Source organism: Endozoicomonas numazuensis, assembly GCF_000722635.1.
Lineage (GTDB): Bacteria > Pseudomonadota > Gammaproteobacteria > Pseudomonadales > Endozoicomonadaceae > Endozoicomonas_A > Endozoicomonas_A numazuensis.
On sequence record NZ_JOKH01000001.1, the window covers coordinates 99,454 to 125,281 of the forward strand.

22 protein-coding genes are annotated in these 25,828 nt (G+C 46.4%); 8 read left to right on the forward strand and 14 right to left on the reverse strand.

Annotation, left to right across the window (positions count from 1 at the left end):
* The coding region (locus GZ78_RS29905; protein ID WP_236631450.1) for a recombinase family protein at positions 1-322 on the reverse strand (322 nt) is incomplete at its 3' end.
* Positions 297-398 (reverse strand): MerR family transcriptional regulator, encoded by a 102-nt coding sequence (locus GZ78_RS30850; protein ID WP_407919740.1) that lies wholly within the window; start codon positions 396-398, stop codon positions 297-299. The genes GZ78_RS29905 and GZ78_RS30850, both read right to left, overlap by 26 nt.
* Positions 399-708: 310 nt before the next feature.
* Here GZ78_RS30850 and GZ78_RS00390 point away from each other — a divergent pair, with 310 nt between their 5' ends.
* Together GZ78_RS00390 and GZ78_RS00395 are read left to right on the forward strand one after the other, a co-directional pair.
* A complete protein-coding gene (locus tag GZ78_RS00390) occupies positions 709-1,626 on the forward strand; it encodes a DMT family transporter (protein ID WP_034831855.1) in 918 nt (305 codons plus the stop codon).
* A complete protein-coding gene (locus GZ78_RS00395; protein ID WP_034831864.1) occupies positions 1,626-2,336 on the forward strand; it encodes a tRNA1(Val) (adenine(37)-N6)-methyltransferase in 711 nt (236 codons plus the stop codon). The genes GZ78_RS00390 and GZ78_RS00395 overlap by 1 nt, the downstream gene beginning before the upstream one ends.
* Before the next feature lie 53 nt (positions 2,337-2,389).
* Here the strand turns inward: GZ78_RS00395 and GZ78_RS00400 are convergent, their stop codons facing one another.
* From GZ78_RS00400 to GZ78_RS00415, 4 genes are all read right to left on the reverse strand, one after another.
* Entirely contained in the window at positions 2,390-4,096 is a 1,707-nt protein-coding gene (locus GZ78_RS00400) for a hypothetical protein (RefSeq protein WP_152558468.1), read from the reverse strand.
* A 332-nt stretch (positions 4,097-4,428) separates the two neighbouring features.
* Positions 4,429-5,094 (reverse strand): amino acid ABC transporter permease, encoded by a 666-nt coding sequence (locus tag GZ78_RS00405; RefSeq protein WP_034831869.1) that lies wholly within the window; start codon positions 5,092-5,094, stop codon positions 4,429-4,431.
* Between the two features lie 137 nt (positions 5,095-5,231).
* On the reverse strand, positions 5,232-6,041 hold the full coding sequence (locus GZ78_RS00410) for an amino acid ABC transporter substrate-binding protein (protein ID WP_051785678.1): 810 nt from the start codon (positions 6,039-6,041) through the stop codon (positions 5,232-5,234).
* A 324-nt stretch (positions 6,042-6,365) separates the two neighbouring features.
* Positions 6,366-7,433, reverse strand: a complete 1,068-nt coding sequence (locus tag GZ78_RS00415; protein ID WP_051785679.1) for a class I SAM-dependent methyltransferase — start codon at positions 7,431-7,433, stop codon at positions 6,366-6,368.
* 228 nt (positions 7,434-7,661) lie between these two features.
* On the opposite strand from GZ78_RS00415, the gene yciA reads away from it, so the two are divergent.
* The 3 genes from yciA (at position 7,662) to GZ78_RS00430 (ending at position 10,184) form a co-directional block, all read left to right on the forward strand.
* Positions 7,662-8,045, forward strand: coding sequence for an acyl-CoA thioester hydrolase YciA (yciA, locus tag GZ78_RS00420; protein WP_034831871.1), 384 nt, complete (start codon positions 7,662-7,664; stop codon positions 8,043-8,045).
* Positions 8,046-8,055: 10 nt separating this feature from the next.
* Positions 8,056-8,679: a uridine kinase gene (udk, locus tag GZ78_RS00425; RefSeq protein WP_201772623.1), complete on the forward strand. Its 624-nt coding sequence runs from the start codon at positions 8,056-8,058 to the stop codon at positions 8,677-8,679.
* A 467-nt stretch (positions 8,680-9,146) separates the two neighbouring features.
* On the forward strand, positions 9,147-10,184 hold the full coding sequence (locus tag GZ78_RS00430; RefSeq protein ID WP_034831874.1) for a GMP reductase: 1,038 nt from the start codon (positions 9,147-9,149) through the stop codon (positions 10,182-10,184).
* 27 nt (positions 10,185-10,211) lie between these two features.
* Here GZ78_RS00430 and GZ78_RS00435 read toward each other — a convergent pair whose 3' ends face one another.
* From GZ78_RS00435 to pflB, 3 genes are all read right to left on the reverse strand, one after another.
* A complete protein-coding gene (locus GZ78_RS00435; protein ID WP_034831876.1) occupies positions 10,212-11,381 on the reverse strand; it encodes a hypothetical protein in 1,170 nt (389 codons plus the stop codon).
* A 116-nt stretch (positions 11,382-11,497) separates the two neighbouring features.
* Positions 11,498-12,229, reverse strand: a complete 732-nt coding sequence (gene pflA / locus GZ78_RS00440; protein WP_034831878.1) for a pyruvate formate-lyase-activating protein — start codon at positions 12,227-12,229, stop codon at positions 11,498-11,500.
* 151 nt (positions 12,230-12,380) lie between these two features.
* Positions 12,381-14,663, reverse strand: coding sequence for a formate C-acetyltransferase (gene pflB / locus GZ78_RS00445; RefSeq protein WP_034831890.1), 2,283 nt, complete (start codon positions 14,661-14,663; stop codon positions 12,381-12,383).
* Between the two features lie 1,061 nt (positions 14,664-15,724).
* Between pflB and GZ78_RS00450 the strand changes: the two genes are divergently transcribed.
* Positions 15,725-16,129, forward strand: coding sequence for a hypothetical protein (locus GZ78_RS00450; RefSeq protein ID WP_152558469.1), 405 nt, complete (start codon positions 15,725-15,727; stop codon positions 16,127-16,129).
* A gap of 339 nt (positions 16,130-16,468) precedes the next feature.
* On the opposite strand, the gene GZ78_RS00455 is transcribed toward GZ78_RS00450, so the two are convergent.
* The 4 genes from GZ78_RS00455 to GZ78_RS00470 all read right to left on the reverse strand — a co-directional run bounded on the left by GZ78_RS00455 (position 16,469) and on the right by GZ78_RS00470 (position 20,545).
* Positions 16,469-16,927, reverse strand: coding sequence for a methylglyoxal synthase (locus tag GZ78_RS00455; protein WP_034831895.1), 459 nt, complete (start codon positions 16,925-16,927; stop codon positions 16,469-16,471).
* 180 nt (positions 16,928-17,107) lie between these two features.
* The gene (locus GZ78_RS00460) at positions 17,108-18,406 is read right to left on the reverse strand and encodes a sodium ion-translocating decarboxylase subunit beta (protein ID WP_034831898.1); all 1,299 of its coding nucleotides are present in this window, start codon (positions 18,404-18,406) and stop codon (positions 17,108-17,110) included.
* Between the two features lie 14 nt (positions 18,407-18,420).
* Positions 18,421-20,208 (reverse strand): sodium-extruding oxaloacetate decarboxylase subunit alpha, encoded by a 1,788-nt coding sequence (gene oadA, locus GZ78_RS00465; protein ID WP_034831901.1) that lies wholly within the window; start codon positions 20,206-20,208, stop codon positions 18,421-18,423.
* Between the two features lie 52 nt (positions 20,209-20,260).
* Positions 20,261-20,545 carry an OadG family protein gene (locus GZ78_RS00470; protein ID WP_034831904.1) on the reverse strand — a complete coding sequence of 95 codons (285 nt, stop codon included), beginning with the start codon at positions 20,543-20,545 and terminating at the stop codon, positions 20,261-20,263.
* An 853-nt stretch (positions 20,546-21,398) separates the two neighbouring features.
* Between GZ78_RS00470 and GZ78_RS00475 the strand changes: the two genes are divergently transcribed.
* Both GZ78_RS00475 and mnmC read left to right on the forward strand, forming a co-directional pair.
* A complete protein-coding gene (locus GZ78_RS00475; RefSeq protein ID WP_236631451.1) occupies positions 21,399-22,385 on the forward strand; it encodes a tRNA dihydrouridine synthase in 987 nt (328 codons plus the stop codon).
* A gap of 370 nt (positions 22,386-22,755) precedes the next feature.
* Entirely contained in the window at positions 22,756-24,789 is a 2,034-nt protein-coding gene (mnmC, locus tag GZ78_RS00480) for a bifunctional tRNA (5-methylaminomethyl-2-thiouridine)(34)-methyltransferase MnmD/FAD-dependent 5-carboxymethylaminomethyl-2-thiouridine(34) oxidoreductase MnmC (RefSeq protein ID WP_051785680.1), read from the forward strand.
* 257 nt (positions 24,790-25,046) lie between these two features.
* Here mnmC and msrA read toward each other — a convergent pair whose 3' ends face one another.
* A complete protein-coding gene (msrA, locus tag GZ78_RS00485; protein WP_034831910.1) occupies positions 25,047-25,694 on the reverse strand; it encodes a peptide-methionine (S)-S-oxide reductase MsrA in 648 nt (215 codons plus the stop codon).
* Positions 25,695-25,828 lie beyond the last annotated feature (134 nt).

Here is a 25,828-nt window from a genome sequence, read left to right on the forward strand (position 1 = left end):
CAGAGCGAAAAGACCCACTCGGCACCGAACCGAAGCAGTCTGTCCTTGTGGGATGGTTCAGACCTTTCTTCCGGTAGTTCATGCCGGAGCCAAGATCACGGATCACTTGCGTTCGCCAGCCCTTGGCAGAGCAATAAGCCTCCAGTAGTTCTTGCTGTCTATCCAGATCGGCTTTTTGATCGTGGCTGGATACACGGCAGTAGCAAAGTGTAGGTGCAGCTTCGTTGCTGAATCCCATGAGTTCAGCCACGTCATAATAACGTGTACCGCCTTTGGTCTTTCTGGCTGGGAGCAACTCACCCGTGCTCTCCCACTTTCTCAATCCACTTTCTCAATGTTGAGTGGTCAGTACCCAGCAAGCGAGCGGCTTCACCAATCTTAACTAATCTCTTATCCATAATGATAGATTTTGGTAGATATCATAGATTAATCAATGCTGTTTCGAACCCTCTTAAATCTTCATGGCGAAAAAGAGAATATCATGATATAAGACTCGCTCCAGGAGCCTGAGCCAGGCATGGGGAGCCTGACAGGGAATAGACAGCTCGGCCTAAAGTCCAGAAAGAACGGCCATATCTTCCAATGAATTAGCTTAAATAGTTCAACTATTCGCACGACTTAAGTAAAGCTGTCCAGGAGACTTATGTTCAAGCTCTAGCGCTACCCCTACCCGGCTCCCAGTAACCACCAGTAGAGACTTAGAGCTGTATGTCTTCACAAACCAAAGCCTGTCTGTTTGCTCTGGCCACCGCCCTTATGTGGTCTACCATTGCCACAGCCTTCAAACTTACCCTGGATCATCTGGATCCCTGGCAAATGGTATTCTGGTCGGTTTTGACGTCAACGCTACTACTGGGAGGTTTTGTATTTGCCCAAGGCAAACTGCCTCAGCTGATTCAACAGGCAAAAAAATATTTTTGGCTTTATACCCTGTTAGGATTCCTCAATCCTTTCCTTTATCACATTGCTCTTTTTGGGGGTTATGACCTGTTATCCGCTCAGCAGGCGCAGGCTCTAAATTACAGCTGGCCACTGGCCCTCACTCTACTTGCCGTTCCATTGCTGGGCAATAAGCTGAGTTTCAAAGATGCTGTTTGCTGTCTTATAGCCTATCTCGGTGTTGTCATTATCAGCACCCGGGGTGAGCTTCAAAACCTCAACTTTGGTAGCCCTCAGGGCGTAATTCTGGTTCTCTCCAGCACATTAGTCTGGGCTTTATACTGGATCTTGAACGCCAAAAATGAAGGCGACTCAATGGTAGGCCTGCTGTTATGTTTCCTGTTTGGGTTACCCTGGATTACTCTCGCTATTATCTTGAAATCCAGTATCTGGCCAATCTCTATGGAAGGGTTGGGTGGAGCCATCTACATAGGCCTGATCGAAATGGGGTTTGCTTATATTTTCTGGCTCAAAGCCCTGAAGCTGGCAGACAACACTGCGGTTATCAGTAACATCAGCTATCTAAGCCCTTTTCTTTCGCTGATTTTTATCGCTAACGTACTGAATGAAAATATTCATCCCTCCACCTATGTGGGACTGATTATGATTGTGGCATCCGTTGTCTTTCAGCAAAGAAAGCCAAAAACCAAAAAACAGCCAGAGACTCCGGTAATGAGCAACCACTAATGGCCAGAAACAGTTACTTTCAATTCAAACAATTCAGGGTAGAACAGGGCCAGACGGCCATGAAGATCACCACCGATGCCTGTATCCTCGGAGCCAGGGCGGAGGTGGAAAACAGCTACTCTATTCTTGATATTGGTGCTGGAACCGGCCTGCTCAGTTTAATGGCAGCCCAGAGATCCACAGCCAGCATAGATGCCATTGAACTGGACGATGAGGCCGCTATTCAGGCTCGGGAGAATTTCGCAGCCTGCCCATGGAACAGCCGCTTAACGTTACATCATTGCCCTGTTCAGTCTTACATACCTGAAAAACGATATGACTGCATACTCAGCAATCCCCCTTTTTTTGAGAATGCTTACAAGGCTTCCTGTGACAAACGATCCTTAGCGCGTCACACAGACAGTTTAAGCTTTCTGGAACTGGCCAGGAATATTGATCGATTGATCTCTGAAGATGGAAAAGCCTGGATTTTGTTACCGGTTGAGTCCAGTCTGTTGTTTCTGGAAGAGGTCCAGAAAGCTACTCACTTGAAGCTGGAACGCACCATTGCCGTTCGCTCGTCGTCTACTCACAAAGACCATCGCCATATATTGGTTCTGAATCAGTCGAACTCAGCTAATATCCGTGAGCAGATAACCATTTACAGCGAACACCCTGCATACGCACCGGCGACCACAGAACTTCTCAAGCCTTATTATCTGAAGCTTTAAATAGAAACGGCACCCGTGGGTGCCGTTTCTATCGCTTCCTTTTTGATCCCTTCCTAGTTGAAAGGATTGGTTTTGTTGTCATCATTAGGAGGAAGTAGAGGAGCTGATTCATCAGTCGAATCATTCCATGGCCATTGAGTTATATCAAACACATCTCTGGCGTCATCTCTTGGCCTCGTCGCCTGAGGATAAGACTCTTGAGAAGTATCCAGTGTGAACGGATTTCCATTTTCAGCCAGTAATTCCGCCGTCGTTGTATCAATACCAGAACTATAAGGTGGGGGGAAAACTGAATAAGGGGGTATTGGTGAATATTCCGGATGGGCTTCAACACCAACTTCGGTTCTTGGAATGGTGCTTTCAAGCAATTTGAAATTGTTAACACCATATTTGGCTTCAGCTTCTTTCATCAACACATCAAGGTTGTACCCTGGATGTTCACCCAGACCTAACTCTTCACCATAACTTGAAAGAAAGTCGAAAATTCTGCTTTGACTATCCTTATCGACCGTGGCCAGTTTCCTGAGTTTCACCAGAGTTTCCTGGAAACTTCTCAGGTGATGATATTCCCACATCCTGTCCGCATCGAAGCTGCCTTTTTTGCCCGCTGCCTCGTTCTCATCCACTCTTATCTGGTCAATTTGACCTTGCACATCATGAGCAAACAGAGACCAGTCATTGTGCATCATACGCACAGCCTCAAGCACCAGGCGATCTTTTTGAATCTCCTGACCCTGCGCCTTCATACTTTCTCTGGCTGCAGACATGTAGTAATCAAGTCCAGGCAGGCGCTTGGCATGCCCAGCATTAGTGGTGGCAAAACGAAGCTTGTCAGTACCTTTAATCATCTGCCTGTTGCGCTGAGCTCTGACCAGAGTATTGTGTTCAGAGTTTTCATTGTCGCTGTCAATAAACGCTTTGATATCCTTGTAAACTTTGTGTCTGTATCTTTCACTGATCGCTCTGATATCAGCATCAATATCCTGACGTTTCTGAGTAACCGACTGAACGCTACTGGCCACACCGGTAACGAGTGAACCGGCATCTGCAAGTTTGGCAGCCTCGGCTTTAGCATGGAATCTGAGGGCATCTCTCAGAGCAGCCTTGGTATCGTGTTGACCGCCAATTTCTCTGAGTTTTAATCGAGTGGCCAGAGCTCTGAGCTGAACATAGTGCTGCTCTTTTCCGAGCATCTCTCTTTCAAGACGCTTCATTTCTGCAAACTCTTGTTTACGGTCTTCCAATGCTTTACCAGTAAGGGTTGTATGAGGAATCTTTACCTCTTTCGCATCAAAATCTGTTCTGGCCTGAACATAAAGCTCAAGGGTCTCTTCAAACGCTTTTTCAGATTGCTTGAGAGCGCTGGACTTAACCTTAACTAAGTGCTGGGTCTGAGCAGCCCCGGTTTCACCACGAGTCTCAATAACAAAACCCGATTTTCCATTCAGGAGCTTGTAATCTTCAGGCGAAAGCTTAATACCATCTTTACTCTTGGCCTTGATGGAGCGGTTCAGAATCGCACCTTCCGTCTTGACCTGAACCACACGTCTTGTAGAAATTCGAATTCTGGGAATTCTATCTGCAATTCCATTCGCTAATCGCTTAGCATGGAAGGCCACAATACGCATGCCTTGAACAAAGCGCCCCCAGTTTCTGACCAGCACCTTTTTGGGGTGCATAGCCTTGAATTGCTGGGCAACTTCGCTTTGGAAATGGGACAGTCGAGGAATTATCGACTCTATTCGTGTTGTTAAACTCATCCTGACCTCTCCGTGGTCAAACTCGGTCATAGCTTTTGATTAGTATAGGTAAGAAATGGAATCAGGAACGCTCATATAAGAAGAAGTCAGAATAACAACACAATAAATTCAGAGTGATCGATAAAGAATGCCGGGTGTCGTAGATACGGCACCCGTTGGAAAGTTCTACTAGGAGGCTGACCGAGAATAGCGTCCGAGCATAAAATTCAGTAGAACGAGTCAGCTTTTTCACTGAATTTGTGCGAATAGTTGACCTATTTAAGCAAATTCAGTGGAAAAGATGGCCGTTCTTTCTGGATTTTAGGCCGGGCTGTCTATTCTCGGTCAGGCTCCTAGATGTAGGCTCGATTAAGACGTGCTTCAGCCCATTTCTGGAACCAGGTGCAGACCATCACTACAACCCAGTAAATGAGCGCAACACTCAAGTAACTCTCAAAGAATCGAAAACTGCTGGCAGCTTCCATTTGGGCACGAGCCATGATTTCGACAACACCCAGTGTAAAAGCAAGGGATGTACTCTTGAGCAGGTCAATTGCATTATTCATTAGCCCGGGAAAAGCCACCCTGGCGGCCTGTGGAATAATAATACGCCTCATACCCTGCCCCTGGGTCATTCCGACACTCAGCGCTGCTTCCATTTGCCCGGAATGGATACTGATGATTGCCGCCCTCATGCTTTCTGACATATAGGCCGCAAAATGCAGTCCAAGGCCAATAATGACTGCCACAATGGCAGGCATACCCGCCAGAGCTGGAATCAACTGCGGCAGCCCGTAATAGAACAGGAAAAGCTGAACCAGCAGAGGAGAGCCTCTGAAGAAAGAAATATACAGGTCAGCGACATGGTGAAGATAAAAAGGACGAGTAATCTTTACCAGCGCCAGGACAAGACCTAGAGATAATGACAGAACCAGACCACCCAATGTCATGTATAAGGTGGTATCCAGATTCATGGCGACCGTCGGCAACATCCCAACAGTATATTCGTAATCAATCATTCAAATGCCTGTAACTGACATTGGAACACCCGGGAGAATGTCATCGCCTTACTGCGTTATGACACAAACCAGCCTGCCCCGTTTTTGACAGTAGAAAAACGGGGCAGTATTCCAAAGAAAGGTGCTGGATGAAAGGTTTATCCTGCAGGTTTAGCCGTAATGTCGTCACCAAACCACTTACTGGAAATAGTGGCCAGAGTTCCGTCTTCACGCATGGCATCCAGAGCCGAGTTCACCTGATCTCTGAGAGCCCGACCTGTTTCATCATTGATGAAAGGCATAGCATTTTTAAGAATTTCAATGGGCTTGCCGGCTAACTTCAGTGGCAGCTCAGACTTCTCGATCAGAGCCATCACACTGACGCGATCCATCACAAAGGCATCAGAACGTTTCAGTACCACATCCTGCTCAATACCCGTGTCATAGGTCACCACATTAATGGTTTTCTCAGGGTCATGTTGACGCAGAATGGCTTCGAAGTTAGAGCCCAGGTTCACAGCAACTTTCTTGCCAGCCAGGTCATCAACGGACTTGATGTCATTATTATCCTGATGGACAGCAATCTGAGCACCGTCGTAAACATAAGGCTCCGAAAATGCATAGCGCTCGGCACGAGCTTCCGTGAGGGTGATCTGATTGGAAATAGTATTCAGCTGTCCAGCTTCAAGCATACCAAACAAACCTGAGAATGGAGCAGTGACAAACTCGATATCCTTATTCAAGCGGTTGCCGATCTCGTTCCAGAGATCAATTTCAAAGCCTTTCAGCTCACCCTGTTCCATAAAAGTGAACGGATAATAAGTACCAGACATCCCAACTTTAACGACAGAAGTGTTCACTTCATCATTCTGTGCTTGTGCTGGTTTGTCATCAGAGCAGCCCGCCAGTATCACAGACGCTGCCAGAATAGCGGTTGTTATGGTTTTTTTGAATGTAAGACCGAACATGAGGTATCCCCTGAAAACAGCTATGGGCACAGGACTGATCACTTTCTCAATATCCAGAGATCAATGAGAATGTCAGTTACCTGCCCAAAATCAGAAGCGCAGATTATCAGTCCACTCACTTATAACTGAAATATTTTTTTAATTATTTTTTATTCTTATAAATTATATAAAGCGATTTGCAAGGCTTCAGCCAGTCCCTGACTCAAAAAACACTTAACTTATTGACTCAAAGAGCTTGGAATAGCTAAAGGGCAGCAAGGCGAACGAGACCCCAGACGCCTGCAAAATAGCAAGTGACCGGGGAGATAGTACAGACAGCACAGGTCAGCGCTTGAATGCCTGATAGATAGTAAAGCCGTTTTTTACGACAAGTGTTTTACAATCACCAAAAGCCTTTTTGATGATGGGTTCATAACGGAGAAAACTATTGGCTACAATCCGAAGCTCTCCACCTTTTTTCAGGCGGTTAGCCGATTCGGCAAGAAACTGCTCGGTCACAGCATAATGAGTCTTCACGCCCTGATGAAAAGGAGGATTGGAAACAATAAGGTCGAACTCACCACTGATTTCCGATAAGCCATCACTGGCCACTATATTGAAGTTCTTTACGTCGTTTTCTTGCAGCGTACGGGTTGAACTCTCTATAGCCAGCGCATCGGAATCAACCAGGGTAAAATGAGCATCCGGATTCAGTTGCCCCAGAAAACCGGCCACCACTCCGGCACCACAGCCAAAATCGAGTACTTGCATGGCAGTACAGGCATCAAAGGTATCCAGAAGTACCGCTGTACCTACATCAACACGCCCATGGCTGAATACCCCAGGTAAGGAAAACAGTTTCATGGAAGTATTCTTAATCTGCAGATCGTAAGCACTGTAAAAATCGAACCTGGAAAACCCAGAGTCATTATCAAAGACTTCTGACGCTTCAATTAAACTGCAGTGACGAGCATTATCCATGTTTTTGACGGCTGAAAAGTTCTGCTTCAGTCGCTTGCGCCAGGATTTAATCCCTTCATTATTTTCACCCACCAACCATACGACAGCATTCTCTTTTAATAATGGGGTGATCATGGCCAGCCAGAAATCCATCAAAGGCTTGCTCTTCTGCAAAAAAATCAGCACACCGTCAAATCGGGATTCAGAAGCCTCAACCACGGAGCCATATTGAAGCGTCAGCTGATGACCCGCAGATGCCCACTCACTCTTAATGGCCCTGTAGACAGAAAAGTCACGAGTCAGCCCGTAAACCTCTTGCGCAACGCCGTCCTGAACCAGCTCTTTTCCCAGTCCATCTGCTGGTGTACCCAGCACAAGCAACTTATCACAGTTCAGCCACTCACTGTTGCGAACCACCAGCTGACCAGGGTTGGAGAGAACTCGTGCGCTCATAAAATCCTTCAATAAAAAAGAAAACCACGGACCAGTATTGCTTGCCTGCTCCGGTGAGAAATCAGCCGGCTCTTATACCGGAAATAGCCGATATTGCAAAGTATGCTTGAATAATATTCTAATAAATTCCTTTGTGCGCACAAATTTTCTGAAACTACCGATTTACATGGCCTCCCATCAATTTTAGGATTCGCGCCAGATTTTATTCGTGCTCACTGGAGACCCCTCATGCTGGAGCCACGAGGCGAGCTGGTACTGAGAACCCTCGCAATGCCCGCAGACACCAACCCTAATGGTGATATTTTCGGTGGCTGGCTGCTGTCACAAATGGATATTGCTGGCGGTATTGCCGCCAAGCAGAGAAGCCACAGCCGCATTTCTACAGTCGCTATTGAATCCATGTCATTTCACCAGCCAGTCAATGTCGGCGACGTTATCTGCTGTTACGCTGAAATTATGCACGTCGGCACCACCTCAATGAGGATCAAGCTGGAGGTCTGGATCACGAACATGCCTTTTAATCAGCAACGTATAAAGGTGACTGAAGGTATCTTCACTTTTGTAGCCATTGATGAAGACGGTCGCCCTCAATCTGTGGATCGTGATGAATAACGGGATAAAAATGATGAAACAAAAAACCATCCTGGTCGGCATTGCCGGCGCCTCTGCTTCTGGTAAAAGCCTGCTTGCCAACACCCTGGTTGAGGAGCTTCAGTCGGAGCACGTGTGTGTTATCTCTGAAGATTCTTATTACAAGGATCAAACTCACATGACGATGGAGCAAAGGGTTCAAACCAACTATGACCACCCTGAATCCATGGATCATGACTTGATGCTGGAACACATGAAGCGGCTAAAGGAAGGCACTCCGGTAGAAGTCCCCCTGTATGATTACACAGAGCACAACCGTAAACAGGAAACCCGAAAGGTTTTACCCGCCCGTGTTATTCTGATTGAAGGTATTTTGCTATTTACCCGTCCGGAAATTCGCGAAACATTTGATCTCCGTTTTTATATGGATACCCCTCTGGACATCTGTCTGATCAGACGACTGAAGCGGGATATTATTGAACGCGGCCGTGAAGTTGACTCCGTTATCAAACAATATTTGGAGACGGTACGCCCAATGTTCCTGCAGTTTATTGAACCCGCACGTCAGCATGCTGATCTGATTATTCCTCACGGGGGTAAGAACAGAATTGCTATTGACCTGATCAAGACCAAGATTCAGGACCTGATCGACTGATCAGGTATACCCATTGGATTTCAAGATGCTACCAGGCGACAAGTGAGCGAAGCCCTGTGAGCTTACAAGTAGTAGGTGATCAGGGTGAGCGAACGCTGGCAATAACGTAGCATCTGAAAGGCGATGGGTATATGCCCTGTTGCGATATCTGCTACTTTACAGTCAGATCGATATTTCAGACAGAGCATCCCCCTCTCCCCACATTCACGGGTGAATCCATTCAAGCGGCAAAAAGTGTTTTGGAAAATCAACCTTTGACCTGAATACCTGTTTTTGTATAATCGACCGGTATAGGCGTCGAAAGTGCGCGCGCTTTCCGGGTCATCGCTATCCCATTGAAGAAGACCTCATAGATAGCCTCCCAAATCCTGCTGCTTGTACACTCTCCCTTGTCATTAACCTGCCGAAGACTGAGTCATCAACTATTGAACGGTCTTTAACCTGTAAAAAGGTCTAACGGGAAAGTTATGCGTGTTGAAGCTGATATCAAGCTGGGCTTTAAAGATGTTTTGTTCAGGCCCAAGCGTTCAACCCTGAAGAGTCGCTCCCAGGTCAGTCTGGAACGTACCTTCAAATTTGTTCACACCGATCAGGAGTGGACAGGTGTCCCTGTCATTGCTGCCAATATGGATACAGTGGGTACCTTCTCCATTGCCCTGGCACTGGCCGAACACAAAATGCTGACCGCAGTGCACAAGCACTACACCATCGAAGAATGGAAAGCGTTTCTGGACAGCGCACCTGCGGGCATTGAAAATCATATCATGGTCAGCAGCGGCACCTCCGAAGCTGATTTTGTCAAGCTCAATGACATTCTTGCACTGGACGACAAACTTCGTTTTATCTGTATTGATGTTGCCAATGGTTACTCTGAGCATTTTGTTCAGTATGTTTCCAAAGTGCGTAAACAGCACCCGGGCAAAGTCATTATCGCAGGTAACGTAGTGACTGGCGAAATGGTTGAAGAGCTGATTCTAAAAGGTGCTGATATCGTTAAAGTCGGCATTGGACCAGGCTCCGTATGCACCACCCGTGTCAAAACCGGTGTTGGCTACCCACAACTATCCGCTACTATCGAATGCGCTGACGCAGCCCACGGCGTAGGTGGTCAGATTATTTCAGACGGCGGCTGCACCTGTGCAGGTGACGTATCCAAAGCATTTGGTGGCGGGGCAGACTTCGTTATGATCGGCGGTATGTTTGCCGGTCACGATGAATCTGCTGGCGAAGAAGTCGAAGAAGACGGCAAGAAGTTCAAGCTGTTCTATGGCATGAGCTCCGAAACCGCTATGGACAAGCACTCTGGTGGTGTTGCCAACTACCGTGCTTCAGAAGGTAAAACCGTTAAGGTACCTTACCGTGGTCCGGTTGAAAACACCGTTCAGGATATCCTGGGCGGCGTACGCTCCACCTGCACCTATGTGGGCGCAGCCACTCTGAAAGAACTGACCAAACGAACGACTTTCATTCGTGTTCAGGAACAGGAAAACAGGTTTTTTAACTAAGCTCAAAATGCTTTTCAGGCACTGTTATCAGTGCCTGACCCTACCCACAACATGCTCACCTAAATTAATTGCTCCAACAACGATACCCTGAATCGGACCAAGAACAAAATGGGGATACTTCAGAAGAACGGCAGCTGCAATAAACTTAACAACATCCATTAACCAGTCCACAGTACTGGCCGTCGCAACACTGATATTCTCATTCCTGGCAGTTCGGATAGTGACGACAGTACCATTCAAATGAATCCTTTCATCAGGCTCAGGACGTCGGGTAAAATTCCCGGTAATTTCTTTAAAAGCACTAAAAACTTCTTCTGAAGCAATGGATACCTCTGCTTCCTCAGCAGTCAGAAAAACATTTGGCACAACAACAGAAACCAGATATGCACCGGGCACAATAACCAAGTAAATCATCGAACCAATAAACTGAGCAAGATGCTTACAAGGATGGGCTACAGCCTGAAAAAATGGCTTATACCATGTCATTCTCTTTTTACAGTACTCGTTACACTGATCAAATTTTTTTTCTGGGTCAGACTTATCTGAGTCATCGCCAAAATTCAGAGCCAGCTGGGGAGCCATAACATAATTTATACCCGGTAGTGCATTACAACCCCCTGCCAAAAAGCCAACAGGAGCGAAAGCCCGTCCACGGACTCTGAGCTGCCCGGCCAAGGAATCAGCCAGCCCTTTTACATTTACACCGGATATAACTGGAGAATTTGCATTCAGCTGAGCGGCCTGAGGCTGAGTTTGAAGCTGCTGCAACAGTGTGACTGTCACCAGTTGTTGAATTAACTGGTTCAGTTGATTTACATCCATCTCAATTGGATGCAAAAGCTGATCCTGTTCAACTACATTAAGAAAGCCCTCAATAAAAGCAGGGTCTACATCAGCGTTCACATCAAAGACAATCTGATTTGGGTACATCGTTGATGGAAAACACTGCATACCATTCTGCAACACTGCGCCTGTCTGACACTGAAAGCCTGGTGGCAATTCATAATTGAGCGCTAAATGAGTCATCCCTTCTGGCAGTTGGACAACATATCGAACTTTAGTGTTATCCGTTGGGTGCGGCAGCTGAGTGACATAATTAGAAAAATGGTAATGCGCATAGTTTGAAGCAGACAAACTACAGAGCACTGAAACAGAAATGAATACCAGAATTTTCCTGAAGAAAGTTGCATTCACCATACCAGCGCGCCATAGACGTTTCACATGACATCAGATAATAGCCAATGCAACAAATTCCCACCGGATAATTTATCTATATCTGATCATCACTCAATGCTCTAACACACGTTCACACACTAATAAGCCGCTGCTACACCTCTGGTAGTAAACTCATCCCGAATCAGATCCAACTGTTCCTGAGTGGGGGGCGTTACTTTTTCCAGTTCATAAGTATCATTCAAAAAGTCCCACTTATGCACACCCAAACTGTGATAAGGCAAAATTTCAACCTTCTCAACATTCTTCATGGGCTCAATAAACTCAGCAAGCATACCTGCGTATTGAGGATCAACGGTGTACCCATCAACGACAACATAACGAATCCAGACAGGTTTATTGATTTCAGCCAGATATTGGGCAAAGTGCTGAGTGTGACTCCCTGTGACGTAAGTCAACTTGTGATGCATTTCCTCGTCCATGTGCTTAATATCCAACAAAACAAGATCCGTGCTGTCCAACAGACGAACAACATCATCATTGATGTGTTTGGCAAATCCATTCGTGTCCAGACAAGTGTGAATACCTTCCTTCTGACACGCTTCAAACAGATCAGCAACAAATTCTGCCTGCAGGATTGGCTCTCCACCAGTGACCGTCACTCCACCTGAAAGAAAGTTTTTTACTTTTTTAATTTCCCGAAATACTTCTTCGTGGCTTTTCAGCTCCCCGCCTTCACGAAGATCCCAGGTATCCCGGTTGTGGCAATAACGGCATCTCATCAGGCAGCCCTGCATAAAGACCACATATCGGATACCCGGGCCATCGACGGTTCCAAATGAATCCATGGAATGAACACGTCCAATTGCCATAACTGACCTCAACTCAAACAGCCATGATTGGAAATTACAGCGCACAAAATAATGCTAATGGCTGCAGGTCCTCACACGATTGAATGTTCAAAATAAATTAATCATATAAAGAAGGCCGACATAATGCCGGCCTTTGTCACACCAGGAGATTTTACAGAGTAGCTGTAAAAGTACGGGCTATAACGTCTCTCTGCTGCTCTGGTGTCAGAGAGTTGAAGCGAACAGCATAGCCGGACACCCGAATAGTCAGAGAAGGATACTTGTCCGGATTCTCAACAGCATCTTCCAACATTTCACGATTCAATACGTTAACGTTCAGATGCTGCCCGCCTTCACGCTCAACTTCATGATGGAAGTAACCATCCATCAAGCCGACCAGATTACGACGACGACCGTCTTCATCCTTACCCAGCGCTTTTGGCACAATGGAGAAGGTATAGGATATACCGTCTTTTGCGTAAGAGAATGGCAGCTTGGCAACGGAACTCAGAGATGCCACCGCACCACTGGTGTCGCGACCATGCATAGGGTTGGCACCAGGACCAAAAGGCTGGCCGGCACGACGACCGTCAGGCGTATTACCCGTTTTCTTGCCATACACTACGTTAGAGGTAATGGTCAGAATAGACTGTGTAGGAATCGCATTCCTATACGTTTTATGTGATGCCACCTTCTTCATAAAGGTTTCTACCAGTTCACAGGCAATGGCATCTACACGCTCTTCATTATTACCAAACTTTGGATAGTCACCTTCGATCTCAAAGTCTACCGCCAGACCATCTTCATCACGTACTGGCTTAACCGTGGCGTATTTAATTGCAGAGAGAGAGTCTGCAGCAACAGACAAGCCTGCAATACCGGTAGCCATAGTACGCACGACATCACGATCATGAAGAGCCAGCTGGGCTGCTTCATAGGAGTACTTGTCATGCATGTAATGAATACTATTCAGTGCTGTTACATACTGAGTAGCCAACCAGTCCATGAAATGATCCATGCTGGCGTAGACCGTATCATAGTCCAGAACATCATCCGTGATGGGTGCAACCTTAGGACCAATCTGAGCCTTCAGCTTCTCATCAACACCACCATTGATGGCATACAACAGTGTTTTAGCCAGGTTGGCACGAGCACCAAAGAACTGCATCTGCTTACCAACAATCATTGGAGACACACAGCAGGCAATCGCATAGTCATCACTGTCCATATCAGGACGCATGAGATCATCATTTTCATACTGAATAGAGCTGGTATCAATTGACACCTTGGCACAGAACTCTTTAAAGCCCTGAGGCAGAGACTCGGACCAGAGAACAGTAATATTTGGTTCTGGGGAAGGCCCCATAGTGTACAGCGTATGCAAGAAGCGGAAGCTGTTTTTAGTGACCAGTGTACGACCATCCAGACCCATACCACCGATAGACTCTGTCGCCCAGATAGGATCACCAGAGAACAACTCATCGTATTCAGGCGTACGCAGGAAGCGAACCATACGCAGCTTCATAACGAAATGGTCAATCATTTCCTGAGCATCAGACTCAGTGATTTCCCCCATCTCCAGGTCACGCTGAATATAAACGTCCAGGAAAGAGGCTGTACGCCCCAAAGACATAGCTGCGCCATTCTGGGATTTAACTGCAGCCAGGTAACCAAAGTAAGTCCACTGAACGGCTTCCTGAGCAGAGGTTGCAGGCTTACTGATATCACAACCATAGCTGTCAGCCATTTCTTTCATCTGCATCAAAGCACGGATCTGCTCCATGATCTCTTCACGCAGTTGAATGGTCTGCTCCAGGTTCTCACCAGCTTCCAGTACAGCATCCAGCTCACCATGTTGTACTTTTTTGTCTGCAATTAGACGATCAATACCGTAAAGCGCAACCCGGCGGTAATCACCAATAATACGACCACGACCATAAGCATCTGGCAGACCCGTAATAACACCTGACTTCCGACAGTTACGAATGGAAGGTGTGTATACGTCAAAAACACCAGCATTATGGGTTTTGCGGTATTCAGTGAAGATTTTCTTCACCATAGGGTCCAGTTGCTTCCCGTAAACTTCACAGGAAGTTTCCACCATACGAATACCACCATTGGCAATCAGTGCTCGCTTCAGTGGCTTGTCAGTCTGGAGACCGACAATCTTTTCCAGATCTTTCTGAATATACCCGGCCTTATGAGAAGTAATGGTAGAAGGCAGATCATGGTCAAAGTCGATAGGAGCATGTGTACGGTTTTCTTCCTTGATACCCTCCAACACATCGTCCCAGAGACGACGAGTTGCTTCAGTAGCATCAGCAAGGAAGTCGTCACCGCCCTCATAGGGGGTATAGTTCTTTTGAATAAAGTCCCGAACATTGACGCTCTCGGTCCATTCACCCTGAGCAAATCCTGCCCAACCAGCAGGGAGTTCTTTGGCTTGAGTGCTCATGGATAGCAGCTCCTCGTGTTTGAAAATCTTTGGTGAAGTGTTTGATGTGACCAGGAGCCTGACTATCAATAAACAAGCCGCCCCCTAAACAACCATCACATCAGAAAATAAAAGAACATGGGCGTCTTAAACAGTTTCTCGTCAACGCCTGAGTGAAAACTGTTCTCACACAATGAGCGGTAAGATAAAAATTTAGCTTACCATCCTGCTGGACGGCCCGAACCATGAAAATAACTATAGAACCTTTAGAAAATAACTATAGAACCTTTAGAAAGTGTACTTTCATAGAAGGTGTACTTTCACAATATTAAAAATATCTGACGATGCAGAAAGGAAAGGTGTATGTCTGTTGAGCTGGGTCAAAAATTGAAATTAATGACTCAGTACAATGACCGTTACTCATGTATTGGAGCATCAGCTCGACTGCCTTTCTGCCCGATAAAAACTGTCTTTCGATGAGTTACAAAATATATTAACTAACTGCTTTCTACTATTGTGACCAATACTTATTAAGACACCTATCTAATCTTTTCGGTCGGATAAATAATTGTACGACCAAAAGCATCTTGATGATTGGCAAGGTAGCACAACTTTGCAGATAACATGCTCACCAAAAAGTAACAATGAGATTCAAAATCAAACAAACCCAACCAGAAAAAGTTAACTCTAAAATTTATCCATATAAAGAATTTAGAGTTATATAATCAAATAAACTTAACAGTACTTTATTTTTTAAAAATTCATTTTAATAATTCAAATTTTATTAAATAGTTATTAACAAATTTTCAACATGCGAAAATATTATTTAAATAAGTAACCTCGTAAATATCCGACTGCTATCATTGCCTCCAAACATTATGAGCCATAGAAAAACGCTTCATCAATCATGGCCATGATTAATGCATCGTTAATTAAACGACCTGACACTCCATTTCAAGCTACTAGGTACTGCCTTTTTTATTTAGGTACTCTTACCTATACATGCATTAATGGAGATTTAATACCATCGTTCAACAAATAAAGAATTTAATTTCCGGGATGAATCTCCTTTGGAGGCAGTAATGAGCAAATACATTTACGCCACTGTTTATGAACAATTCACTGGCTTAAAACCACCAGAGCCAAAATCGCATAAACCCCGCAGAAGAAGAGGCTATGGCCACCCTTATAGAATGCGGCTAAACATGCAGGAATCAGAAGGGCAAGATCAGGAGTCCCTGTCTAGTGAACCTAGTCATTTCCTAGATGATGAACTTGATTTCCAACCAGAACCACCCAGACAACCTTTAACTCAAAGTCATCGACACACCAGTTATTCAATCAGAACTACCCCTCAAAAACCCATTGAGTGTCAAAGCATTATTGAAGATCACAAAGCATCTCGTTCACCAAAAGTGACCTACAAAAAACGTCGTCACTATGAGCCTTCCATGGGTAATGAAAGTGTGGATTCAGTCGGTTTATAAAAGCTGCTGATTCCCGGAAACTCATCATAAATTGATTGCTCGTAAAAATTTTACGGGCAATTTTTTATGGAATTACTTCCCCTGACATCGATAGATGTGCAAAAGGTCTGGTCAAAAAATAATTTTCTTCCAACCCAATCGGGAAAGAAATTCGAATAGCACTGAATACTGATCAAGACGCCAACTTCTTAAAAACTTCGTTACCATCTTCCCGAGTAATCAGGACAATTTTCAGCACAGAAAAATGGATGTTTTTATCTCTGTAAAACAGCTTTCCTTCACCAGGAAAAGAAAGCCATTTCGTACTCATTTCTCAGAATCAAGGCCGATCAAAATGGATCAAAACGGCCTGGATTTCAGATATTGCTCATAATCCGGTATTTTTCTTTCATGACTTTTCCCCATCATATCTGAGGAAAACATAAATTCAGCAGAACTCTGATTACAGGCTACCGGAATATTCCAAACCGCTGCGATTCTTAACAAGGCTTTTACGTCAGGATCATGAGGCTGGGACTCAAAGGGATCCCAAAAGAACACCAATAAATCCAGCTTGCTTTCAGAAATCAAAGCACCAATCTGCTGGTCCCCACCCAAAGGACCACTGATGAATTTTTTAATGGGCAGAGATAACTTTTTCTCCAAAAGACTACCTGTAGTACCCGTGGCATAAAGCTCATGATTCGCCAACTCATCCCGATGACGCAGAGCCCACTCCACCAGCTCTTCCTTCTTTTTATCGTGGGCAACCAGGGCAATGTTCTTTTTCACTGGAACAACATGTGTTTTATATTCCATAAAGAATATTTCCAATACAGACAGAAAGATGACTGGAATATGTAACTGCTGGCACAGTGACTGTCAAACAGTATCCATAAAGGGAGGAAAAAAAGGTGCGAATCGAACAAAAAGCATTCAAATAAAGGAGGAGGTATAACTGAAACAAAAGCTCCAGTTATACCTGATCAGACGTAACTATTAACTCAGATACTTGATCATGACACCCGCTGCAACTGCAGAACCGATGACACCTGCAACGTTCGGCCCCATAGCGTGCATCAACAGGAAGTTCTGTGGATTGGCTTCCAGTCCCATCTTGTTAGATACCCGAGCAGCCATCGGCACAGCCGAAACACCTGCCGAACCAATTAATGGATTGACCTTGTTTTTGCTCACCATATTCATCAACTTGGCCATGATCACACCGGTTGCAGTACCAATACCAAATGCGATGACACCCAGTGTCAGAATACCCAGAGTTTCCGTTTGCAGGAATTTATCTGCGACCAGCTTAGAGCCAACAGAAAGTCCCAGGAAAATAGTCACAATATTAATCAGCGCATTCTGAGCAGTATCAGACAGACGCTCAACAACACCGCACTCCTTCAACAAATTACCAAAACAGAACATGCCCAGTAGCGGAGCCGCATCCGGAAGCAACAGTGCAACCAGAACCAGCAACAGCAGAGGAAAGACAATTTTCTCTGTTTTACTGACAGTGCGAAGCTGAGTCATGACAATCTTGCGCTCTTCTTCCGTGGTCAAAGCACGCATGATCGGAGGTTGAATCAATGGCACCAGAGCCATATAAGAGTACGCCGCTACAGCAATGGCGCCCAAAAGATGCGGAGCCAATACACTGGAGACATAAATCGCAGTAGGGCCATCAGCTCCGCCAATGATACCGATAGCCGCAGCATCCGACAGACTGAAATCCATCACGCCTGTCATGTTCAGCAGTACGGCACCCAAAACGGTAGCAAAAATACCAAACTGTGCTGCTGCTCCCAGGAACAGGGTTTTCGGGTTTGCCAGTAAAGGACCAAAGTCTGTCATGGCCCCCACACCCATAAAGATCAGCAGAGGCGCAATACCACTTCCAATGGCAACAGAATAAAACTGATAAAGTACACCATTGATATAGCCGGCATCAGAGACCACACCCTCGATGGACATTTGCACAGCACTGCCAGCCCCGGCATAAGCAGCCAGTAGCTCTTTACCCGCCAGACCTTCCTCACCCAGCAGACCAGAAATCACTTGCATGACTTCAGGCTTGGCCTGGTGAACGGCCATTTCTAAAGCCGAATAGGCCAAACCAGCCTCAGGTATGTTGGCCAGAATCCCACCAAAGCCAATCGGAACCAGCAAAAGAGGCTCAAATTCCTTTCGAATAGCCAGATAGAGCAGTCCCAGACACACGAGAATCATGGCCAGCTGGCCACCGGTCATATTGTATAACCCAGACCCGTGCCACAAATTAAGAAGCTTATCCATAACGTCGCTCCTTATCAGGCAATGGCCAGCAAAGTATCGCCTACAGCAACACTGTCGCCTTCACGAACCCCTACAGAAGAGATGGTTCCTCCTCTGGGTGCACGAACCTCGGTTTCCATTTTCATGGCTTCCAGAATCAGTAATACATCGCCTTCCTGAACTTCCTGACCCGGTGAGACATGCACCTTCCAGATATTACCCGCCAAGGGTGCAGGCATCGGCTCTCCATCACCTGCAGGTGCATCAGATACAACGGGAGCACTGACGACAGAGGTCTGATTAACAGAGGTAACATCACCCCCTTCATTCACCTCTACGACATAACTGTTGCCATTAACCTTGACGGTATAAACACCACTATCACTTGCACCTTTTGCCGGAGCAGATGACTCAGAAGGTGCAGGCTCAGTACCCGGCGCAGGTTCAAATGCATCCGGATTACCGCGATTTTCAAGGAATTTCAGACCTACCTGTGGAAACAGGGCATAGGTCAACACATCATCTACGGTCTGTTCTGCCAGAGTGATTGATTTCTCTTTGGCAATGCTTTCCAGCTCAGTAGACAATTTGTCCATTTCCGCTTCCAGCAGATCAGCGGGACGACATGTCACCGGCTCTGCCCCATCCAGAACTCTGGCTTGCAGCTCTGAGTTAAAAGGAGCAGGTGCAGAACCATATTCGCCCTTCAGAATACCCTGAGTTTCTTTCGAGATGCTCTTGTAACGTTCACCCGTCAGAACATTCAATACTGCCTGAGTACCCACAATCTGAGAGGTAGGTGTTACCAGAGGAATGAACCCCAGATCTTCCCTGACTCTGGGAATTTCCTGCAATACTTCATCAAACTTGTCACTGGCACCCTGCTCTTTCAGCTGGTTTTCCATATTGGTCAGCATGCCGCCTGGTACCTGAGCCACCAAAATACGAGCATCGACGCCTTTCAGAGCACCTTCAAACTTAGCGTACTTCTTGCGTACCTCACGGAAGTAAGCCGCGACTTCTTCCAGTTTATTCAGGTCAAGTCCTGTATCTCGCTCAGTTCCTGCCAGAGCCGCTACAATCGCCTCAGTTGGCGAATGTCCGTAAGTACTGGACATGGACGAGATCGCTGTATCAACACGGTCAATGCCTGCCTCAATGGCCTTCAGCAGTGACATGGATGAAAGGCCGGAAGTCGCATGGCAATGAAGCTGGATTTCGAAATCAGTTTCACTCTTTAACCGGGAAACCAGCTCAAAGGCATCCGATGGAGAAATGATGCCCGACATATCTTTAATACAGAGTGAGTCAGCGCCCATATCTTCGATCTGCTTGGCCAGATCAATCCAGTTCTCCATGGTATGCACGGGACTGATCGTATAAGAGATGGTTCCCTGGGCATGAGCCCCTTCCCGCTTCACCGCAGTCATAGCCTGAGCCAGATTTCTTGGGTCGTTCATGGCATCAAAGACACGGAAAACATCCATGCCATTAGCTACAGCCCGTTCAACAAACCTGTCAACGACATCATCCGCATAATGGCGATACCCCAACAAATTCTGTCCCCTCAGCAGCATCTGCTGACGGGTATTGGGCATGGCTTTTTTCAAGGCTCTCAAACGCTCCCAGGGATCTTCCCCCAGAAAACGAATACAAGCATCAAAAGTAGCTCCCCCCCACGTCTCAAGGGACCAGTAACCTACCTGGTCGAGCTTTTCAGCAATAGGCAACATATCTTCAAGACGAAGACGGGTTGCGAAGAGAGACTGGTGAGCGTCGCGTAGAACAACGTCCGTTATTTCCAGCGGTTTTACGTCAGACATTGGCGTATTCCCCCAAACAGGCCAGAACCGATTTTAATTGTTATAACTAAAATTATTTATTCGTTTTTATATTCTTCGCACCAGAATCTCTGGAGCGGTGCATACGGATGGCCGCAGAAATTGCAGCCACCAGCTCGGTGTCGTTTTTATGAGCACCGGGCCTTGCTACTGGCCGGGCAGAAACAGGGCTGGCAGGTACAGGGTCAGGAAAGTAACGTCCAATAACCCGTGACATCAAAGAGGTGACAACCACCAGGGCAGAGAGGAACAGAAACACAAAGCCCATTCCAAAAGCCATCAGGCTCAGGCCTTCTGACAAAAGATCAGATGGGGACATAATCAGCTGGATCCTTTGTTATAGTTATTACCGAAAACTCTTCTACATCATCCGTGCGACGAATAATAAGACTCAATCACGGCGGTTTACTTTTAAACCTTTTGCCCCTTTAGCGGGATCAAAACAGTTTGTACTTATTTTATGGTTCTTACTGGCAATGCGGTTTTCAGTCAACTCAATGGCAGCCTATCCTAGGAGGCTGACCGAGAATAGCGTCCGAGCATAAAATTCAGTAGAACGAGTCAGCTTTTTCACTGAATTTGTGCGAATAGTTGACCTATTTAAGCAAATTCAGTGGAAAAGATGGCCGTTCTTTCTGGATTTTAGGCCGGGCTGTCTATTCTCGGTCAGCCACCTAGTGCTGACCTCAAGCTTCCTCGGGGAACACTCCCTAACCCGTCTCTGACTTTACACGACAAAGCTATTCTCGAAGCAGAGTTCCATTCATATCAGCAATGAGCACTTCAACCCCAAAGAAAGTGAATTTTATTTCATAAAATAGAAATTATAATTCACCACAATCAGCCTGATCGAACAAAACTATTTTGTGTCCAGAGGCATTGCCACGCAAATTTACCCTGTCAGGAGAAAATAAGCAATTTACCAAATGCGCCCTGTTTTCAGAACATTTTCTACCTGCTGGCGAAGATCATGAAAAGCAGCACGCTACAGTGCTCACCTTAGGCAACCCGTCACCTATTTAAAACGTCCGTGTAAACTATATGACAACCCCTTCTTACCTCTCATAAAAATTCATACTCCTTAGCCTCCTCCCTTCAGAAGTTACGACTTGTGGACACAAATTTTTCTGTTAAATTGTCGCGTTTGCCCAATAGCGATACCCTATTCATTCATGAGCACTATATCCTTGGCCCCTATGGAAGGTGTCGTAGACTTTCTGCTTCGGGAGTTACTGACAGAAGCCGGTGGCATTGACCTGTGTGTGACAGAATTTATTCGCATCACTGACACCCGTCTGCCCACGCAAACTTTTCATAGAATTTGTCCGGAGCTAAAGAACGGCTGCCGTACACGGGGAGGAACACCGGTTCACATCCAGTTTCTGGGTAACAACCCTGAAATGATGGCCTACAATGCCGCCAAAGCTGCCCGACTGGGCGCATTGGGCATTGATCTCAATTTTGGCTGTCCTGCCAAAACGGTCAATCGACATAAAGGCGGTGCGGTTCTTCTGAAAGAGCCAGAGCTTATTCATGAAATTGTTTCAGCGGTTCGAAAGGCTGTTCCTGCCGAAGTTCCTGTCACTGCAAAGATGAGGCTGGGCTATCTGGACAGCGACCTGGCTCTGGAAAATGCTCAGGCAATAGAAAGTGCCGGTGCAAACTCTCTGGTCGTCCATGCCAGAACCAAGCTTCAGGGATACAAACCTCCGGCTCATTGGCAAGAGCTGGTTGCATTGCGTGAAGCCCTTTCTATTCCGTTAATTGCCAACGGTGACATTTTCAAGGTTGAAGACGCTCAACGTTGCCGAGAGATCTCAGGCTGTCAGGACATTATGATTGGTCGGGGCATTCTTCGTGACCCGGATCTGCCTGCTGCCATTGTGGCCAGTCAGCACACCCAATGCCAGGAAGAGCGCTGGGCACGTTCTCTCTCGCTGATTCAGAGGTTTACCGAAAAGGTCATCACCCCTCCTGAAAGCCCGGAACAGGAACACCCTTACTTCATAAATAACCCCAGACGCTATTTGGATGGCAGACTCAAACAGTGGCTAAGTATGATGAGTAAAAGCTCAACTAATGCCCAGATTCTGTTTGAAAAAGTAAAGCGGGAAAGCTGCCTTCAGACGCTCACTCATATTATTCAGGCCGCCTCGTGAAACTCTCTGGCAATACTGAAAGGTATTGCCTTCACCCCGGCGAAAACATCTGATCTCTATTTATAGAAGACTCATTCAACTTTATTGCATGCAGCCTTATTATCATGATGACGGGCAAAATTACCTTTAGATAAGAGTCATACCCCTCTCTCCAGATGCTATCGGGCGAGGGAAACAACCAACAGAATTCATGTCCTGTTTTTTACAGGAATGCTTCATCTCTGCATTAATTGACAACCCCATTTGCCAACGGTAGATTCGCAGTCAATTAACAACCTCTCGATCGACATCCGGAAACCAACCTTCACACCTGCCGGATCACACGGAATTCCTGTCGATCCATCTACACATCTTTAATTAGAGACCCTGCATGAGCAAAAAAGACTCACCTCTTCAACCGCAACAAAGAAAGCAACCTCTGGCTCATGCAGACCTGGAATGGAATGAGAACGGTCAGCCCGTTTCCACAGCTTTTGACGACATTTACTTTTCTACTACTTGCGGTATTGAAGAAACCCGGCACGTCTTTATCAATGGCAATCGCCTGCCTGAACGCTTCAGCGCACTTAATCAGAACGAGTGTTTTACTCTTGCTGAAACCGGCTTTGGCACAGGGCTCAACTTCCTATGTGCATGGGCCTGTTTTGAGAAAGAAGCGCCCGAGTCGGCAAGGCTTCATTATATTTCAACCGAAAAACACCCACTGGCACGCGAAGACCTTCAACAGGCACTCTCAATATGGCCTGAACTGGCCAGTTACTCAAAACAACTGACGGCCTGTTACATACCCGCTGTCGAAGGCCATCAGCATTTCAGCCTGGATGGTGGCAGGATAAAACTGACACTCTGCATGGGCGATACACTCAGCTTACTGCCTGATCTGGAAGGTCAGGTTGATGCCTGGATTCTGGATGGCTTCAGCCCAGCCAAAAACCCTGAAATGTGGCAACCCGGACTGTTCTCTGCCATGGCCAGAAAAAGCCATCTGAATACAACATACGCGACCTTCACTGCGGCAAGAATCGTTAGAGATGGACTCATCCAGGCCGGCTTTTCTGTTGAAAAAGGCTCTGGGTTCGGACTTAAAAGAGAGATGATCAACGGTAAGCTGATTCATAAGCCTGACGATCAAACAATCAGGCCGCTCTGGTATCAAGGCACAACTCAACCCAGCTCAGGTATGGATGAAAAAACACGCAGCGCCATTATTGTGGGTGGTGGTCTGGCGGGCTGCAATACGGCACGGGCTTTGGCTGAAAGAGGCTGGAAGATCACGTTACTGGAGCAACACAATGCTCTGGCTATGGAAGCCTCAGGTAACCCTCAGGGTATTCTGTATACCAAGTTGTCAGCCAACCAGACCCCACTCAGTCGATTTATCGCTCAGGGGTATCTTTACTCCATCAGTCTGCTGAACACTTATGCCCGCCAACAACCCGACCTCTGGCAACAGTCAGGGGTCATACAACTGGCCATTAACGAAAAAGTTCGAACACGCCATCTGGAGCTGGCCCGGCATTTCCCGGAAGACTTCCTGAGTTTCCTGTCCAGAGAAGAGCTTTCAGAGCGAGCCGGTATACCTTTGGAACATGAAGGCATATATTTCCCTCACGCGGGCTGGGTCGATCCTGCAAACTTCTGCAAGGCACTGGCGAAGCACGATAATATCAATGTGGTCGCCAATGCGAGACTGCAATCCCTTAAAAAAGATGAAAATGGCTGGACTCTGACCCTGCAGAGTGAAGATAACATCCAGACAATGCAATCCCGTGATGTCATCATTACCTGCGCTAAAGCATCGACTCAATTACCACCACTGAGCTATATCCCCCTGAAAAATATCCGGGGGCAAATAACCGAGATCAGCAGCACCGATAAAAGCTCATTACTGAAAACAACCGTTTGTGGAAAAGGCTACGCTGCTCCGGCTATCAAGGGTCGGCACACTATTGGCGCCACGTTCGATTTCCAAAGTGACTCTGCTGAAGTATTAGAAAAAGATCATGAGCAAAACCTGTCCATGCAGGAAACTTGTGCACCTGAGATTTATAAAGCCCTGGGAGGGGCCCAAGCCCACATTCTTGGAGGCAGGGCCAGCTTCCGGTGCACTACCCCTGATTATATGCCTGCCGTGGGAGCAATTGTTGATCAGGCATGTTTTCAGGAAGACTTTGCCATGCTCAGAAAAAACATGAAGCACCGATTCACTCAACCTCCAAAATACCTCAAAGGTCTGTATATCAATGCGGGGCATGGTTCAAGAGGATTAATAACCGCACCTCTTTGTGGTGAGTTATTGGCCGCCCAAATGAATGGTGAGTGCTCACCTGTCACTTCTGACCTGCTGGACCATCTCAACCCCACCCGGTTTCTGGTGAGAGCCATGAGTCGAAACAAAACGTGAGCACCAGCCCTCTGCTCTTTCCGGCATCAACAAGATAGGTAATAACCGATCAAAAATAGCGGTATAACGAAACGGCAAACGGATATTTACTCAGGGAGATAAACCGAAGGCACGTCTATCTTTAGTTCTATCGGATTTAGCAATTCCTAAAGGATACTCGTTCAGCAAACTGCGTCCGGACAGTTCTCCCCTCTTCGAGACTGTCCGGTTTTTTTTGCCTGAAGAATATCCATCAGTGCAGAACGGCTCGATTCACCCTATCTTTGCAATGAAGGAGGCAAGCAGATACCTGTCCCTCCTAACCCGCAGTAACCTTCCGGATTCTTGGCCAGATATTGCTGATGATATGCTTCTGCATAATAAAACACCGGTGCTTCAACAATATCAGTCGTAATACTGCCTTTATGACCATCACTCAATGCCACCTGATATTGAGCCAGGGACTCAACAGCGCTCTCCTTCTGCTCCTCCGAAGTGGTATAAATAACAGAACGATACTGAGTTCCACGATCATTTCCCTGCTGCATGCCCTGGGTGGGATCATGCGACTCCCAGAATAACTTGAGCAAAGCTACCAGGCTGATAACCTTTGGATCATAAGCCACCATGACCACTTCAGCATGGCCCGTGCTGCCACTGCAAACTTCCTCATAAGTTGGATTGGGCGTATAACCACCCGCATACCCAACCGCTGTTGTCCAAATGCCTTCCTGCTGCCAGAACAGTCTTTCTGCGCCCCAGAAACAGCCCATCCCGAGGTAGATCACTTCCAGTTCACCTGGAAAAGGAGCCTGTATGGCATGGCCATTTACAAAGTGCTCAGCAGGCACCTCAACGGCTTGATCACGCCCTTTCAGAGCGCTCTCTTGACTGGGTAATTGATGCTTATCAAACAAAACTCTCATCCTTTCAGTTCCAGAGATTCATAATGACTTTATGGAGCTTTAGCTCAGAAATTCAACTGGCACTTTCCTTGAACAGCGGTTTCTTACAAAAGCCTCACAAAAAATGTTATCAATCCTGACTGTTTGATTTAGAA